Source organism: Paenibacillus sp. YN15 (assembly GCF_003285005.1).
In the GTDB taxonomy this organism is placed as follows: Bacteria; Bacillota; Bacilli; order Paenibacillales; family NBRC-103111; genus Paenibacillus_AR.
Genome location: NZ_QMFA01000009.1, coordinates 123143 through 138217 on the forward strand (window position 1 = coordinate 123143; position 15075 = coordinate 138217).

The following is a 15075-nucleotide window of genomic DNA, read 5'->3' on the forward strand; positions in this document are numbered from 1 at the left end:
CCGCGCCGTTGTTCCCGCGGTTGTGGGGTGCGGATGTTCCATTGTATGCGCAATGCGGATGTTCCGCTGGCCGCGGACAGACGATCCGTTATTTTGTTCATTTGGCTCGTTTCAAGATTTTCACGGACAGACGTTCCGCTATTTCCCTCCAGAAGCATGGGGACCCTTCGTTTTTTCATGCTTAACGAATCCTGTGTCCGCTCCGGAGAAAAAAGGGCGGATTTTTGCGAAATAACGGAACCACGGTCCGGCAAACTAGATGCATAACGCGTCCAACAATGCCGCCAGGCGTCTATCCTTGTCTTTTTCATAAAAATAGGCTTATTGCTCATTGACGAAGCCCTTGTGAAAAGTTATAAATAAATATGTGAAAACATATAATGGCCTATTCTGGAGCAGGAGTTAACATACACATGAAATGGATACAAGTAGAATCCGACCGTCCGTTGTCCGGTTCCGTACATATTCAGGGTTCCAAAAACAGCTCCTTGGCCTTGCTGGCAGCCGCCTGCATGTCCGGTGAACCCGTTGTGCTGCAAGGAATCCCCTATTTGCTGGATATGCAAGTGATCAAGAACATTACAGCCTCCATCGGCATCCGTATGGATTGCCGGGAGAACGGCGATATTTTCATAGATGCAAGCGGTCTCTCCCATTCCGATTTGGACCGGAAGGGAACCTCGGCTTACCGGGCTTCCTATTATTTTGTCGGCGCTTTGCTGGCCAGAACGGGTACCGTCACCATCGGGTATCCGGGCGGGGACAACTTTGTTTCCCGTCCCATCGACCAGCATATCAAGGCCTTGAAGGCGCTTGGCGCCACCTTTGAATTTAACGAGGATCATTATGTTGTGCGGGCCTCCAAGCTGAAGGGAGCCTCTATCTTTTTCGATACCATCACCTTCGGCGCCACCATCAACGCTATGCTGGCGGCGGTGCTGGCCGAAGGAAGGACGGAGCTGCACAATGCCGCGCGGGACCCCGAGGTGGTGGATACCGCCAACCTGCTGAACCGGATGGGCGCCAAAATTGTGGGAGCAGGTACAGATTGCATCCGCATTGAAGGCGTGCGCGAGCTCTCCGGCTGTACTTATTCCGTCATCCCGGACCGCCTCATTGCCGGCGCATTTCTGATGGCCGCAGGCATTACGGGCGGAGCGGTTACGGTTGAGGATATTATCCCCGAGCATCTCAGCTCCTGTCTGGCCAAGCTGAAGGAAATCGGGCTGGAGCTGGAGATCCGCGATTCCAGCATTACCGCTTATGGCGGAGGGCTGCTGAAGGCTACCCGGGTGCGGACCGGCATGTATCCTTTGTTCGCCACGGATATGCAGCAGCCGTTAACGTCCTTGCTGCTGTTCGCCCAGGGAAGAAGCATCGTTTCGGAGAAAATTTATCCCGAACGTTTCAGCCACGTGCCCCAGCTGCGCAGAATGGGCGCCCAGATCGAGGTGCGGTCGGGCAGCGCCTTTATTAAGGGCGGGCAGCCCTTGACGGGCAGCCATGTCCATGCCACGGATGTGCGGGCCGGCACATGCCTGATTCTGGCCGGACTTGGCGCGGAAGGGAAGACGTTTATCTCCGGAGTGGAGCATATTGAGCGGGGATATGCCGATGTGATCGGCATGTTCCGGACTTTGGGAGCTCGGGTGGAGCTTCTGAGCAACGTTTCCGAAGAAGCTGCCGTGGGCAGAGCATAATTGGTTTTACGGGCCTTCCCGGCACTCCGGGAGGGCCTTTATATGATCCCGCTTGGGCGGCAATTTGCATCTTCCAACGGGCAATAAGGTTTTGTTATTCCCCGGGCAAGCGCAGGAATTGACAGGCCTCTTACCCATTCGCGCTTATCCCGGTTGAAGTAGTCCGGAAATATCAGAGTTCGGCGATTCAAGGCTCTTTTTTGCGCATCGGCCTATGCGGAAGAGCCTATTTGGCGTTGGCCCGTGCAGGAAAAAATGACAAAACCGATTGCCGACCGAACGTATATTCTGTACAATGGAAACATCTGTGCAGCTTGTTCAAGGAACTGGGCTGCGAGAGGAAGGTGTGCAATCATAATGAATCCTTTAACAGGCAAAGCCTCATCCGTTGAGGAAACCATAGAGCTGTTGCGGCGGACGCCGGAAATTGCCCGCAATATTACCCATTGGCGGACCATCCCTCCCCGGGATGCGGTGTATGCGCCTTTCCCGGAGATGATTCATCCCAAGTTGCGCCAGGCTTTGCAGGAGCGGGGGATTACAGGCTTGTACCGCCATCAGGCGGATGCTTTCCAAGCCGTGCTGGACGGGCAGCATGTAGTGGCGGTAACGCCAACCGCCTCCGGCAAAACCTTTTGCTACAATCTGCCGGTATTAAACCGGATTCTGTCCGACGACAGCGCCCGGGCGCTGTATCTGTTTCCCACGAAGGCGTTAGCCCAGGACCAGGTGGCGGAGCTGAAGGGGCTGGTAGACAGCATGGAGGTGGACCTGAAGGCTCACACCTATGACGGGGACACCTCTCCTGCGGCGCGGACGGCGATCCGCAATGCGGGGCATATTGTAGTAACCAACCCGGATATGCTGCATTCGGCGATTTTGCCTCACCATACCAAGTGGGTCAAGCTCTTCGAGAATCTGAACTATGTGGTCATCGATGAGGTCCATTCTTACCGGGGAGTTTTCGGCAGCCACGTGGCCAATGTGATCCGGCGGCTCAAGCGAATTTGCCGCTTTTACGGCTCAAGGCCGCAGTTTATCTGCGCTTCGGCCACCATTGAGAACCCGAAGGAACATGCGGAGCGGCTGATCGGCGAAAGCATGGCGCTTATAGACAATAACGGGGCCCCGGCAGGGGAGAAGCATTTTGTGTTTTACAATCCCCCGGTGGTGAACCAGCAGTTGGGCATCCGCCGGAGCAGTGTGCTGGAAACCCAAAAAATTGCCGCAGCGCTTCTGAAGCATGGCGTGCAAACCATTGTGTTTGCCAGGAGCCGGGTCCGGGTGGAAATTCTGCTCACCTACCTTCAGGATTTGGTGGCCCATGAGCTGGGAGCCAAGACTATCCGGGGCTATCGTGGGGGCTATTTGCCCAAACAGCGCAGAGAGATTGAGCGGGGCTTGCGCAACGGGGAAATCCGCGGCGTGGTCAGCACCAACGCCCTGGAGCTGGGGATTGATATCGGGCAGCTGCAGGCCTGCGTGATGAACGGCTACCCGGGAACCATCGCCAGCACCTGGCAGCAATCCGGCCGGGCGGGGCGCAGGCAGGAGAGCTCCGTTACTGTTCTCGTGGCCAGCAGCAATCCGCTGGATCAATACATCATCGACAATCCCCGGTACTTTTTTGAAAGGCCGCCGGAGCGGGCCTTGATCTCCCCGGATAATCTGGTAATTTTAGTTGACCACATTAAATGTGCGGCGTATGAGCTCCCGTTTGAGGAGGGGGAATGCTTCGGGGAGGAAGCTCTGGCGGATATTCTGGAGTTTCTGGTGGAGGAGCGCATTCTGCATAAGGTGGACCGGCGGTGGTACTGGATGGAGCAATCCTTCCCGGCTCATGACATTTCCCTGCGGTCGGCGGCTCAGGAGAACGTGGTCATTATTGACATAACCAGCGGCAGCAAGGTGATTGGGGAGATGGACCGGTTCGGGGCCATGACCCTGCTTCACGAGGAGGCCATCTATATCCACGAGGGAGTCCAGTATCAGGTGGAGAAGCTGGATTACGAGGAAAAGAAGGCTTACGTGCGCGAGGTCAGTGTGGATTATTTCACCGATGCCAATCTGGCTGTGCAGCTGAAGGTGCTCCAGGTCCATAAGGAGGAGCGGGCGGAGGGGCTGGTCCGCCAGTTCGGAGAGGTCACCGTCAACGCCAAGGCCACGATTTTCAAGAAAATCAAGCTCCGCACTCATGAGAATATCGGTTCGGGTCCGATCCATCTGCCGGAGGAGGAGCTGCATACCAACTCCTACTGGTTTTCGGTGGATGAGGAGATTTTGCAGGGGAGAAATGCCAATGATCTGCAGTTTGCGCTGCTGGGAGTGGCGAACATCCTGGTTTCGCTGGCGCCGCTTTATCTGATGTGCGATCCCTCGGATATTCGGGTGGTGCCCCAGGTGCGGGCCGTCCACAACAAGCAGCCCACCATTTTCCTGTATGACCGTTATCCCGGAGGCATCGGGTTAAGCGAGCGGCTCTACGAGGTGCACGGACAGCTGCTGCGCCAGGCCAGAGACACCATCCAGCGCTGCGGCTGCATGAGCGGCTGCCCGGCCTGTGTGGGGCCGATTGAGGAGGTAGGTTTGTTGGGCAAACAATTGGCAGGGGAGCTGTTGGGCCATCTTTTGGATTCCCATGAGAAGGGGGAAGAAGGAAGCGCATGAGCGGATTAAAGGACCGGCTGCGCCGTTATGTTGGTCAAAATGCGGAAGCGGCATCTGATTCGGCAAAGGATTCTTCTGCCGGGGCGGAGCATGGGGAGCCGTCAGAGGCTTCGGCGGAGCCTGTGCCGGTGTCTGCTGCCGGAAGGGAGGCTTCGGCGCTGCTGCCGGCAGAGGAGTCTCGCCGGGAATGGGAGGAGTCTTTGGGAGCGCAATGGGACCGGCTGGATGCCGCGCTGGTCCACACGGAAGAGGGAGACTTTATCCGCCGCAAGCTCAGCTACTCTGCGGATTATATACACGGCTCCTGCAGGCTGGCTGATTTGTACCGTCATGCCGGGGAATTGCTGGCTTTTGCCCAGGATGGGGAGAGTGCGCCTGTTACGGCAGAGGAGCTGGTCTTCTTCGATACGGAGACAACGGGATTGGGCCACGGCGCAGGCAATGTGGCGTTTATGGTGGGATTGGGCTATTGGCAAAGCGGAACCTTTATGGTGGAACAGCTGTTCATCCGCAATCCGGCAGAGGAGCTGGCCATGCTCAGCTACTTGAAAACCATGCTGGAGCGGTTCCGGTTTATGGTTTCCTACAACGGCAAGTCCTTTGACTGGCCGCTTTTGCAAACCCGCTTCGTCATGCACCGGATGCGCGGTCCGGAGCCCGAGCCCTTTCATCTGGATTTCCTCTATGCCTCCCGCAGTCTGTGGCGGCATACCCTGCCCTCCTGCAAGCTGGGGAAGGTGGAGGAGACGCAGCTGGATTTTGTGCGGGAGGATGATGTGCCCGGCTCGATGGCGCCGGCGCTCTATTTTTTGTACCTGGCGGAAAAGAAACCCGACTCGATTGCTCCTGTTTTTTTTCATAACGGATTGGATATTCTGTCGCTGGCCGGTCTGGCTGTCCTGTTCGCCAAGGCGCTGCAGGGGGAGTATAACAGCTTAAGCCGGGTGCCGGAGGAGCAGTTCCGTTACGGTCTTTGGCTTTCCCGGATGGGGCGCTCGGGGCTGTCTGCCGTGACCATGGACCATCTTTATCGCTGTGTCCTTCAGGACGGGGAAAAAAGCGCAGCCTACCAGTACCTGGCCACTCCTCTGGCGGCTTATTACAAACAATGCGGACAATGGGAGCAGGCCACCGCTCTGTGGTGCAAAGCCATTGCCTCCGGCAAGGAAGCCCCGTCTTCCCTGGGACCGTCCCTTATTCCGTATATCGAGATGGCGATGTACTGCGAGCACCGCCAAAAAAGCTACGAGGATGCCCTGATGTATGCCGACGAGGCGCTGCAATGGGCCGAGGAAAGGCATCGTCTCTTGCAAGCCGCCTCAAGGCGCGCTTCCGGAAGGGGCAAACCCTCCAGGAGAAAAACAGGCGCTGTGCCCTTGGAGGAGGAGCTTCTGGAGCTGGCAGGAGCAGCCGATAAGGCCGGCAAGCCGGATAAGGCGGGAGAAATGGCCAAGGAGCTGCTGAAGCGTACGGAGCGTCTGAAGAAGAAGCTCCAGCGGTCAGCGGGCGACGCTGCAGGCCGGTACGCTCAAGAAGAGCAGGCGGAAGCGTAATCGGGCGGGGGCCCGATTTTGTGCATAAGAGAATAAACTCTGCGGTGTGGCGCATGCTAATGGAAAAACATCCCACCACGGAGGTTAAACCATGCCTGAGCTGCCCGAGATGGAAACCTATCGACAACTATTGATTCCGCGGCTTGCGGGAAAAGCCGTAACCGGCGTGCAGATTGAAAGGGAGAAGTCCATTAATGTGCCGGCGGCGGATTTTACCGCGGCTGTGCTGGGGGTGCGGGTGCAGGGAATTTCCCGGCGGGCCAAGCATCTTCTTTTTCATATGGAGCAAAATCGGGTGCTGCTGCTTCACCTTATGCTGGGCGGAGCGATGGTATGGGGCACTCCCGAGGAACGTCCCAACCGGACGGTTCAGGTGGAGCTGGCTTTTGGCGGTGACCGTCTCTATTTTATCGGACTGCGGCTGGGTTATCTTCATCTGCATCAGGAGGAGGAGGCTGTCCGTTTGCTGCGGAAGCTGGGCCCCGAGCCGTTTGATCCGGCGTTTACGGAACGGGAGTTTATCGGTCTTTTTGGCCAAAAGCGGGGTTATCTGAAAACCGCTCTTGTGGACCAATCCGTACTTTCGGGAATCGGCAACTGCTATTCGGATGAAATTTGCTTCACGGCGGGGATTTTGCCTCAGCGCAAGCTGGACAGTCTATCCGAGGAAGAGCTTGTCCGGCTGTTTCAGGCCATGCGGTCAACGTTGTCCGAAGCCGCCTCCCATGGCGGTTATATGGATATTCCTTTGTTCAAGGGCGATACGCTGACAGGGGGCTTTGACCCGCTTTGCCGGGTGTACGACCGGGAAGGCGAGCCTTGTGTCAGGTGCGGAACGGCGATTGCGCGAGTGGATTTTGCCTCGAAGAAATCATTTTCCTGTCCGGGCTGCCAGCATTAAGGAAACGGGAGGAACGCCATGCGTATCGGCTGCCATATCAGTATCCGCCGCGGCTATCTGCAGGCCGCCAGGACTGCCGTCTCTCTGGGGGCGCAGTCCTTTCAGTATTTCCCCAAAAATCCCCGCAGCCTTGTCCTGAAAAGCTGGGACCGCAGGGATGCTGCCGCGTGCGCGGCATTTTGCCGGGAATTTGGCCTTGTTTCCATTGCCCACACCCCTTACCCGGTCAATCTGGCGGTGCCGCCCGGAGAGCTGCGCGATTTGACTGTACGTTCCTTGCGCAATGATTTGGAGATTGCGGAGGATTGCGGCAGCTTGGGGATTATCGTCCACTTTGGCAAGGGCAAGCAGATTAATCCGTTACAAGACTATCAAAATATACTACAATGTATAAATGAGGTTTTGTCCCGATGGGAAGGGAATACGCTGTTTCTGCTGGAAAATTTGGCGGGAGAAGGCGGCAGCATGGGTACCACCCTGGAGGAGCTATGCCAAATCCGCAGGCTCTCCGATTATCCGGATAAAATCGGGTTTTGTCTGGACACCTGCCATTTGTTCGCCAGCGGAGTGTGGAGGCCGGGACATATGCAGGATTGGACGGCAAAAGGGGAAGCGTTGGGTTATTTTGCAGAATTGAAGGCCGTTCATCTCAATGATTCCCGCTATCCGTCCGGGTCAGGCAAGGACCGGCATGCTCCCATTGGCAGCGGCCATATCGGTGTGGAGGAGTTCCGCTCGTTCTTCTCCTATTTGGGGGAGCGGGACCTGCCTGCGGTTTTGGAAACGGAGCCCGGGCTTGACGGCACACACCGGGAGGAGCTGGCCTTGGTCAAGCAATTGATGATGGAAGGAGATGCTCCATGATCCATGTATTTATGGACGATGCCCGGCCCAGGCCTCAAGGCTTCACCCTTGCCCGCACGGCAGAGGAATGCCTGTTGTTATTGGAGCTGGAGGAGGTGGACCTGCTGTCCCTGGACCATGATATGGGGTTCGATCAGCCGAGTGGGCTGGAGGTAGCCAAGGAGATTGTGCGGCGGTCCTTGTTCCCTCGGGAAATCTACCTGCACTCCTCCAACATGGTTGCCCGATCGCAAATGTTTCAGGCGCTTTATCCTTTCCGCCCGGAGGGGACGCGGATTCATACCGGACCGGTTCCGGAGGAGCTGCTCCGCCGGATCGCCGGGGAGTGCGGGTAGGGCGGGGGCGGTAGGAATCAAGTTTGGAGAGAGATAGATAGAGAGGAGAACAACCATGATCAGGATGGAAGATATCAAATTTATCCGCAACCAACGGACCATACTGGACAACATTAATCTTACGATGGAAAAAGGGCAGCATTGGGTTATTCTTGGCCGCAACGGCTCAGGCAAAACCACGCTGCTGGAGCTGATGACGGGATATCAATTTCCCAGCTCGGGCAAGGTTCAGGTGCTGGGCCACCGTTATGGGCAGGTGGACATCCGCGAGGTGCGGAAGGAAATCGGCTACATCAGCCAGTCCCTGATTGAGCGTTTGGCCCTGAAGGACCCGGTATGGGAAGTGGTGGCTACGGGGGAATACGCGTTTTTGCGCTTTTACCAAACCATTGACCCGGCGGTTATCGAAAAAGCGGAGGGGCTTCTCCGGCAGGTGCGGCTGCATCATCTGAAAGACCAGCCCTTCGGTACCCTGTCTCAAGGCGAGCGGAAAAAGGTTGTGCTGGCCAGGGCGCTGATGGCCAATCCGGCGCTTTTGGTTATGGATGAGATGTGTTCGGGTCTGGACCTGTATGAGCGGGAAAAGCTGCTGCAGGATATCGGCGAACTGGGGGCGGCCGGAGAGTCGCGGATGATGGTATACGTCACCCACCATTTGGAGGAGATCATTCCCGCATTTACCCACGTAGCGCTGATTGAAAACGGCCAACTGGTTGCCGCGGGGCCCAAAAAAGAGGTGCTGACGCCGCAATTATTGAAGCGGGCGTACGATCTGGATGTGGACATTGAGTGGAGCCATGGGCGGCCGTGGGTAAAGGCATTATAATCTGGGGGCTTGCAGTGGGCGGATGTCGGCTGCAGGCCTTTTATTGAGTTTATAATTAATGATATAAACTATATATTGCATTAACAAGATTCAGCCCCCGACGATAGCGGAACTCAGCGGCGCTTATTGGCGGAAATTGGAGGAAAGTTTGTGGTAGCGGAACTGAACGGTCCTTAAAGTGTGCTAAAGCCCGAATTTCCTGCAAAATGGCTGTCGATAGTCCCGTAAGAGCTGTTCAGTTCCGTTAAAATGTGCAACTATTGGATGTGAGGTGCATAAGAGTCTCTCAGTTCCGCAAGTGCGCGGGGCTTAGCAATCGGCGTTCCACTAGGCCCGGCAGTCCACATTCCGTTAACACTGGCCCAGCAGTCGGCCGCAAAAAACCAATTGCCAATTTGCCCCATGTGACGCTATAATCAGGACCATTACCATTTTTAAGGAGTGGTGCTGTGAGGGAAGCCTGCGATTTTTTGCAGCCCGGAAGGCTGCTGGAGAACCGCTACCGGATTCTTGGGCTGCTGGGGCAAGGCGGCATGGGACGGGTGTTTCTGGCTGAAGACGAACGATTGCCCGGCAAAAAATGGGCTATCAAGGAGCTGAAGCCGGGCCCCGCCCAACGGGAGCTGCTGGCGAAGGAAGCCCGGGTGTTGGCAGAATGCAGCCATCCCGGACTGGCTGCGGTGACGGACTTTATCCCGGCCAATGCCCACGGCGTATGCTACCTGGTGATGGAATTTATCCAGGGCCACACGCTGCTGCAGGTGCTCCGGGAGAAGGGGCCCATAAGCTGGGCAAAAGCGGGCGGCATTGGCATCGAGCTATGCCAGGTGCTGGCCTATTTGCACGAGGGGCGGCCGGTTCCCATCATTCACCGGGACTTGAAGCCGTCCAATGTGATGCTGGATGAGAACGGCCGGGTCCGGCTTATTGATTTCGGCACAGCCCGGCATTACCACCAGGGGGCGAATGCGGACACAGTCCGCCTGGGAACCCTGGGCTTCGCCTCCCCCGAACAGCTGCTGGGCCGCCAGACAGATGCCCGGACCGATTTGTATGCGCTGGGGGCGGTGCTCCATTTTCTGCTGGCGGGAGGGAACAGGCAATTGCCGGATGGGGAACGGGGCGCTTTGCCGGAAGAGGTTCCGCCGGAAGCACAGGCGGTTATTGCCAAGCTGCTGGAGGAGGAACCGTCCAGGCGGTTTCAGCGGGCCGAAGAAGCGGAGGCCGCGCTTCGTGCCGCCTTGCTGCCCCACGAACAGGCAGCAGCCGCACATAAGCGAACCCCGGTGGCAGGGACAACCCACGCCAAGAATGCCCGCAATCCCTCTTCGCCCCAAATGCGGATTGTGGTGGGCGGATTGACGGGCGGCAGCGGCGCTACTTTTACCGCCATCGCCCTGGCCCGGTGCCTCCATGCTCTGGCTTTGCCCCATACGCTGTTAGAGCTGCCTGGGACAACCCCCGATCTGTACCATATCCTGCTGGGAGATCAACATGCGCCCAAGGGATACCGCTACTGGACGGAATCGGTTTGTCTGCGTCCCGGTGGCGGGGAGCCGGGCAAAGAATGGGTGAGCGGACATACGGAATGGGTGCCGCTTGCCCCTAACCGCGGTCTGGAAAAATGGGATTCCGCTTGCGCTAAGCAGCTTTTGGGGCGAATCATCCGGCCGGCGGCCATTATGGATATTGGATCAGCATGGACAAACCCGGCTCATGAAGAGCTGCTGGCGGAGGCCGATCTGATTCTGCTGGTATGCGATCCGTCTCCCTTGCATTTGAGCAGAGGGGAGGCCGCGCGCAATTGGGGCCGGTTGGGCAAGCTGAAGCAGAAAAACCGGCGGATTGAGATTATCGCCAACAAAGCGGTGGGCTTTAAGGGAAAGCAGGAATGGCTGGAGTCGCTGCCTGAGCGCCCCTTCTGCCAGATTCCCGAAATTCCGTCCTCGGCGGTATTATCCGCCCTTTGGCAAGGCAAGCTGCTGGCGGATCAGCCTGCCGTTCACCCGCTTTTAAGGACTGCTCTGGAGCCGGTCATCAGCATGATTCTGGCCAAGTGCGGCCATTCCGGCCAGCGGAGGTCTATTTGGCGGCGGCTCCGCACGGCAGGCAAGCAGGATTGAGCTTTACGAAAGCATTTGGAAAAAAAGGGGTTGCATTCCTGCTCGTCTGTGCTATACTCGTAGTTAATTGATCCATAACGAGATGCGGAAGCACCGCTGGCGTTGGTTTATTTGCGCCGGCAGTGCTTTTTTTGTGCTGTCCGGACGAGTTTTCACGGGAGGTGTAGCATTTGAAAAAATGTGCCGTGGGCCTGCTGTCTCTGGACAAGGAATACACGGAAAGGCTGCTGTCCTTTGTGCGTTTGTCCGAATACCGGCCGTTGGTGCAGATCGTCTGGTACACCAGCGGGGACTATTGCCGAAGCATGATGGCGGGAGAGAACAAACCGGATGTACTGCTTCTGGACACAGCCGATCCAGAAAGCGGGAGCCTGCCACTCCAGCTGCAGCAAGGCTGCCCGGTGGCGCTGCTAAGTGAGGAGGGGGCCGCTTTTGCCCAACAGGACGCAATTCTGCTGGAAAAGTATCAGCCCCTAAACCGGCTGCTGGACGCGGTGCTGCAATTGGCGGGCAAATCGGCGGACGGCAGGGGGCGGGAGGCTTCCGGGAAAGACGGCTGTTTTATTCTTGGCGTGTATTCCGCATCAGGGGGAGCGGGCAAAACCGTATTCGCCTATACCGCTGCAGGGCTGCTGAGCCGGATGGGTTTCCATCCTCTGGCGCTCACCTTGGAGAGCATTCCTTCCTTATGCTGGAGCGGTGACGGCGAAGACCGGTTCGGAAGAGCCATGTACCGGGTGACCGGCGGAACGTCAGAAGGAGGACCCGGTTTGGGGCCGGAGCTGGTGGAGGATGCCTGCCGCAAGATCAGATTTCTGCCTGGAGCTTCAAACCTGGAGGACCTGGAGGAGATGGACAGGGAGGATTCCCTTGGCCTGATCCGCCGCGCTTCGCAAACCTTGGGGGCGGACGCGGTTATTGTGGATCTGGACAGCAGCCTTCATCCCCGGATATTGGGGGCGTTGCAGGCCTGCCACCGGATCGCCTGGCTCATACCCGATCATGGTGTCGTCCGGCACAAAGCGGAACGGCAGCTTCCCAGGCTGGCGGAGGCAGTTCCGGGAATCCGGGACAAGCTGTCGGCTATTCTGAATGCCGGCAGCGGGCATCCGCAGGATTGGCAGGGCGGCGGCATGGAAATCGAGGAAATATTGCCGTACCAGGAGGAATGGCGCTTTCTCCGTGATTTCCGGCAATTGGAGACTTCCACGCTGTATGAGCGCCGGCTGCAAAAATGGCTTTTGTCCATGATGCAGCCCCCGGCCGGATTGGCAGGTGAGCGCAGCCATGGATGAGGAGGCCTTGATCCGCAGACTCCGGCAGGAGGTGGGATCAAGCATCGACTATTCACAATCGTTGTCTGATGAGCTGTTGACCAAGCGTATCGAAGAGGCGGTGTTTGCCTTGTCCCGGGAGCTGCCCCTTCACTTCCGGAAGAAAAACCAACTGATCCGCAGAGTGTTCTCCTCCTTCCGCGGGTTGGACATTTTGCAGCCCTTGCTTGACGATCCGGCAGTTACGGAAATTATGGTGAACAGCCATACGGAAATTTTTTATGAGCAGGCAGGGAAAATCCGTTCCTTTCAGGGCGGGTTCGATGAACCGGCCAGGCTGGAGGATATGATTCAGGCCATTGTGTCCAAGGTCAACCGGACGGTGAACGAAAGCCAGCCCATTGTGGATGCCCGGCTGGCAGACGGCTCGCGGGTGCATGTGGTGCTGCCTCCCGTTGCTTTGAAGGGACCGACTCTTACCATCCGGAAATTTCCCAGCCATCCCCTCACCATGGAGGAATTGGTCAACCGGGAATCCATTTCCGCAGAAGCGGCCGCTTTCCTGAAGCAAGCCGTCCAGGCCAAATACAATATTTTTATCAGCGGCGGCACCGGCTCGGGCAAAACCACCTTTTTAAATGCCCTGTCCGGCTGGATTCCCCAGGGTGAGCGGGTCATCACTATCGAGGATTCCGCTGAGCTGCAGATTCGGCAAGTGGACAATCTGGTATCCCTGGAGACCCGCAATGCCAACACGGAGGGCAAGGGACAGATCACCATGCGCGACCTGATCCGCGCTTCCCTGCGGATGCGTCCCAACCGGATTATCGTAGGCGAGGTGAGAGGCGGGGAAGCGCTGGAAATGCTCCAGGCCATGAACACGGGCCATGACGGCTCCTTAAGCACCGGGCACAGCAATTCCAGCAAGGATATGCTGAGCCGCCTGGAAACCATGGTGCTGATGGGAGCCGCGCTCCCGGTGCAGGTCATCCGCAGCCAGATCGCTTCGGCATTGGATCTTCTTGTCCATCTCAGCAGAATGCGGGACGGCAGCAGGCGGGTGGTGGAGATAGCCGAGGTGACGGGAATCCGGGAGGGGGACATCGAGATTGCCCCGTTGTTCTTGTTTCAGGAGGCGCCTTCCTCAAACCCGGGCAGCGGCAGAGTAAAAGGGGCTCTCTGCGCCACTGGCCATATGCTCGCAAACCGGCAGAAGCTGCGGGACGCGGGGCTGGAGGATGTGCCGGACAGGAGGGATGAAGCTTGAAATTGCCCATTGCCAAACCCAAAGGAAGGCACGCTGTCCAGTCCGCCCGGCAAGCATGGAGCGGACCCTCGGAAGGCACCGTTTATACCGCATATAATCTCTCCACCACAGAATATGCGTTATGTTTTGCCGTCGGCGGGTTGGTTTGCTTTTGCATCGGCTACCTTTTTTACCACTCGCTTGCCGCCGGGCTGCTGTTGTCCTTTGCCGCTTTTGGCGTACCCGGCCGGTACCGGCAGATGCGGGTACACAAGCAGATGAACGAGCTGCGCCTGCAATTCAAGCAGGGGCTCCATGCCCTGGTGACCTCTCTTACGGCGGGAAGATCCATTGAGAACTCCTTTGCCGCTGCCGCCGCCGACCTTGGTTTTTTGTACAGTCATCCCCAAACCTTCATTGTGGTGGAGTTTCAGCGGATTAGCCGGAGAATGGCCAATGGGGAGACCATTGAATCCGCGCTGGCGGATTTCTGCCGCCGCTCCGGGCTGGAGGAGCTGTCCCAGTTTCTGGATGTGTTTGTTACTGCCAAACGGACCGGCGGCAATATGGCCGAGGTGATGCGGCGGACCTCCCAGATGATCGGGGACAAAATGGAGATCCAGCAGGAAATTTCCGTGCAGCTGGCGCAACGGCGTTTTGAATCGAGAATTCTCGGCGCTGCCCCGCTGGGAGTGATCGGCCTTTTGTATTGGAGCTCGCCGGATTATATGGAGCCGCTGTACGGCAATGCCGCAGGCGCTTCCATTATGACGGCCGGCTTGGCCGTTATGCTCCTGTGCTGGTGGCTTACCGGGAAGCTAATGGAGATGAAGCTGTGAAAGCCTGGAGTATGCAAGCCTGGATACGCGAAGGGTTGGAAAGGCTGCGGATTTATGAGCGGTGGCCCTTATTGTTTGAAATGATTCATGTGCGGATGGCCGCTTTGCACGGGGCAAACCGCGCAGCGGAGGCCTGCCGCAGCTTTGCGGCGGAAACCGTCCTTCATCTGCTTGCATTGGCTGTTTTTTCGGCTGTTTTGGCTCTTGCCAGCGGGGCCGTCATGATCCCGTTCTGCCTGCTCTTGATGGTGTTTTTCGTCATCTTCCGGGTGAAATCCCTGGAAACCCAAGTGAAGCAAAAAAGACGGAGAATTGTCCTGGAGCTGCCGGAGCTGCTGAACAAAATCACCCTGCTGCTCCATGCCGGGGAGACCTTGCATCAGGCCATCCACCGTTCCTCCCAACAAGCGGATGAATCCCATCCTTTATATAAAGAATGGGTGAAACTGTCCCGGGCCTTAAAGGACAACCGGCCGTTCGTCATTGCCATGGAGGAGTTCAGCCGCTCCTGCGGCGTGCTGGAGGTATCCATGTTTGCCACCAATGTGCTGATGAATTTCAAGCGGGGAGGAAGCGACTTTGCCTTCTCCCTGGAGGAACTGTCCCATACCTTATGGGAAAGGCGGAAGGCGGCGGCCCGCACCATCGGAGAGGAAGCATCCGCCAAGATGGTGTTTCCCATGGTGCTGCTGTTTTGCACCGTGATGCTGATTGTCGCCGCCCCCGCCGTATTGTCCATGCAGTAAA

At 57.4% G+C, this 15075-nt stretch carries 12 protein-coding genes; all 12 read left to right on the forward strand.

What is annotated here, in order from left to right; translation table 11 throughout:
* Positions 1-413: 413 nt before the first annotated feature.
* The 12 genes from murA (at position 414) to DQG13_RS10340 (ending at position 15074) form a co-directional block, all read left to right on the forward strand.
* Positions 414-1700: a UDP-N-acetylglucosamine 1-carboxyvinyltransferase gene (murA, locus tag DQG13_RS10285; RefSeq protein WP_113019664.1), complete on the forward strand. Its 1287-nt coding sequence runs from the start codon at positions 414-416 to the stop codon at positions 1698-1700.
* Between the two features lie 357 nt (positions 1701-2057).
* Positions 2058-4367, forward strand: a complete 2310-nt coding sequence (locus DQG13_RS10290) for a DEAD/DEAH box helicase (RefSeq protein ID WP_113019665.1) — start codon at positions 2058-2060, stop codon at positions 4365-4367.
* Positions 4364-5920, forward strand: a complete 1557-nt coding sequence (locus DQG13_RS10295) for a ribonuclease H-like domain-containing protein (protein WP_113019666.1) — start codon at positions 4364-4366, stop codon at positions 5918-5920. Before DQG13_RS10290 ends, DQG13_RS10295 begins: the two co-directional genes overlap by 4 nt.
* A gap of 91 nt (positions 5921-6011) precedes the next feature.
* Positions 6012-6821 carry an Fpg/Nei family DNA glycosylase gene (locus tag DQG13_RS10300; protein WP_113019667.1) on the forward strand — a complete coding sequence of 270 codons (810 nt, stop codon included), beginning with the start codon at positions 6012-6014 and terminating at the stop codon, positions 6819-6821.
* Between the two features lie 18 nt (positions 6822-6839).
* Entirely contained in the window at positions 6840-7685 is an 846-nt protein-coding gene (locus DQG13_RS10305; RefSeq protein WP_113019668.1) for a deoxyribonuclease IV, read from the forward strand.
* On the forward strand, positions 7682-8020 hold the full coding sequence (locus DQG13_RS10310) for a cyclic-phosphate processing receiver domain-containing protein (RefSeq protein WP_113019669.1): 339 nt from the start codon (positions 7682-7684) through the stop codon (positions 8018-8020). The genes DQG13_RS10305 and DQG13_RS10310 overlap by 4 nt, the downstream gene beginning before the upstream one ends.
* 55 nt (positions 8021-8075) lie before the next feature.
* Positions 8076-8846, forward strand: coding sequence for an ABC transporter ATP-binding protein (locus DQG13_RS10315; protein WP_113019670.1), 771 nt, complete (start codon positions 8076-8078; stop codon positions 8844-8846).
* A gap of 449 nt (positions 8847-9295) precedes the next feature.
* Positions 9296-10969 carry a serine/threonine-protein kinase gene (locus tag DQG13_RS10320; RefSeq protein ID WP_113019671.1) on the forward strand — a complete coding sequence of 558 codons (1674 nt, stop codon included), beginning with the start codon at positions 9296-9298 and terminating at the stop codon, positions 10967-10969.
* Positions 10970-11139: 170 nt separating this feature from the next.
* Positions 11140-12264 (forward strand): CpaE/TadZ family protein, encoded by a 1125-nt coding sequence (locus DQG13_RS10325; RefSeq protein WP_113019672.1) that lies wholly within the window; start codon positions 11140-11142, stop codon positions 12262-12264.
* A complete protein-coding gene (locus tag DQG13_RS10330; protein WP_113019673.1) occupies positions 12257-13510 on the forward strand; it encodes a TadA family conjugal transfer-associated ATPase in 1254 nt (417 codons plus the stop codon). Before DQG13_RS10325 ends, DQG13_RS10330 begins: the two co-directional genes overlap by 8 nt.
* Positions 13507-14328: a type II secretion system F family protein gene (locus DQG13_RS10335; protein ID WP_113019674.1), complete on the forward strand. Its 822-nt coding sequence runs from the start codon at positions 13507-13509 to the stop codon at positions 14326-14328. The genes DQG13_RS10330 and DQG13_RS10335 overlap by 4 nt, the downstream gene beginning before the upstream one ends.
* Positions 14325-15074, forward strand: coding sequence for a type II secretion system F family protein (locus DQG13_RS10340; RefSeq protein ID WP_113019675.1), 750 nt, complete (start codon positions 14325-14327; stop codon positions 15072-15074). Before DQG13_RS10335 ends, DQG13_RS10340 begins: the two co-directional genes overlap by 4 nt.
* Position 15075: the final 1 nt, after the last annotated feature.

What these genes read in the sequence shown, in the direction of transcription:
- DQG13_RS10305 (WP_113019668.1), top strand. Translation starts at nt 6,840, where the DNA reads ATGCGTATCGGCTGCCATATCAGTATCCGCCGCGGCTATCTGCAGGCC.
- murA (WP_113019664.1), top strand. Translation starts at nt 414, where the DNA reads ATGAAATGGATACAAGTAGAATCCGACCGTCCGTTGTCCGGTTCCGTA.
- DQG13_RS10315 (WP_113019670.1), top strand. Translation starts at nt 8,076, where the DNA reads ATGATCAGGATGGAAGATATCAAATTTATCCGCAACCAACGGACCATA.
- DQG13_RS10330 (WP_113019673.1), top strand. Translation starts at nt 12,257, where the DNA reads ATGGATGAGGAGGCCTTGATCCGCAGACTCCGGCAGGAGGTGGGATCA.
- DQG13_RS10310 (WP_113019669.1), top strand. Translation starts at nt 7,682, where the DNA reads ATGATCCATGTATTTATGGACGATGCCCGGCCCAGGCCTCAAGGCTTC.
- DQG13_RS10295 (WP_113019666.1), top strand. Translation starts at nt 4,364, where the DNA reads ATGAGCGGATTAAAGGACCGGCTGCGCCGTTATGTTGGTCAAAATGCG.
- DQG13_RS10290 (WP_113019665.1), top strand. Translation starts at nt 2,058, where the DNA reads ATGAATCCTTTAACAGGCAAAGCCTCATCCGTTGAGGAAACCATAGAG.
- DQG13_RS10300 (WP_113019667.1), top strand. Translation starts at nt 6,012, where the DNA reads ATGCCTGAGCTGCCCGAGATGGAAACCTATCGACAACTATTGATTCCG.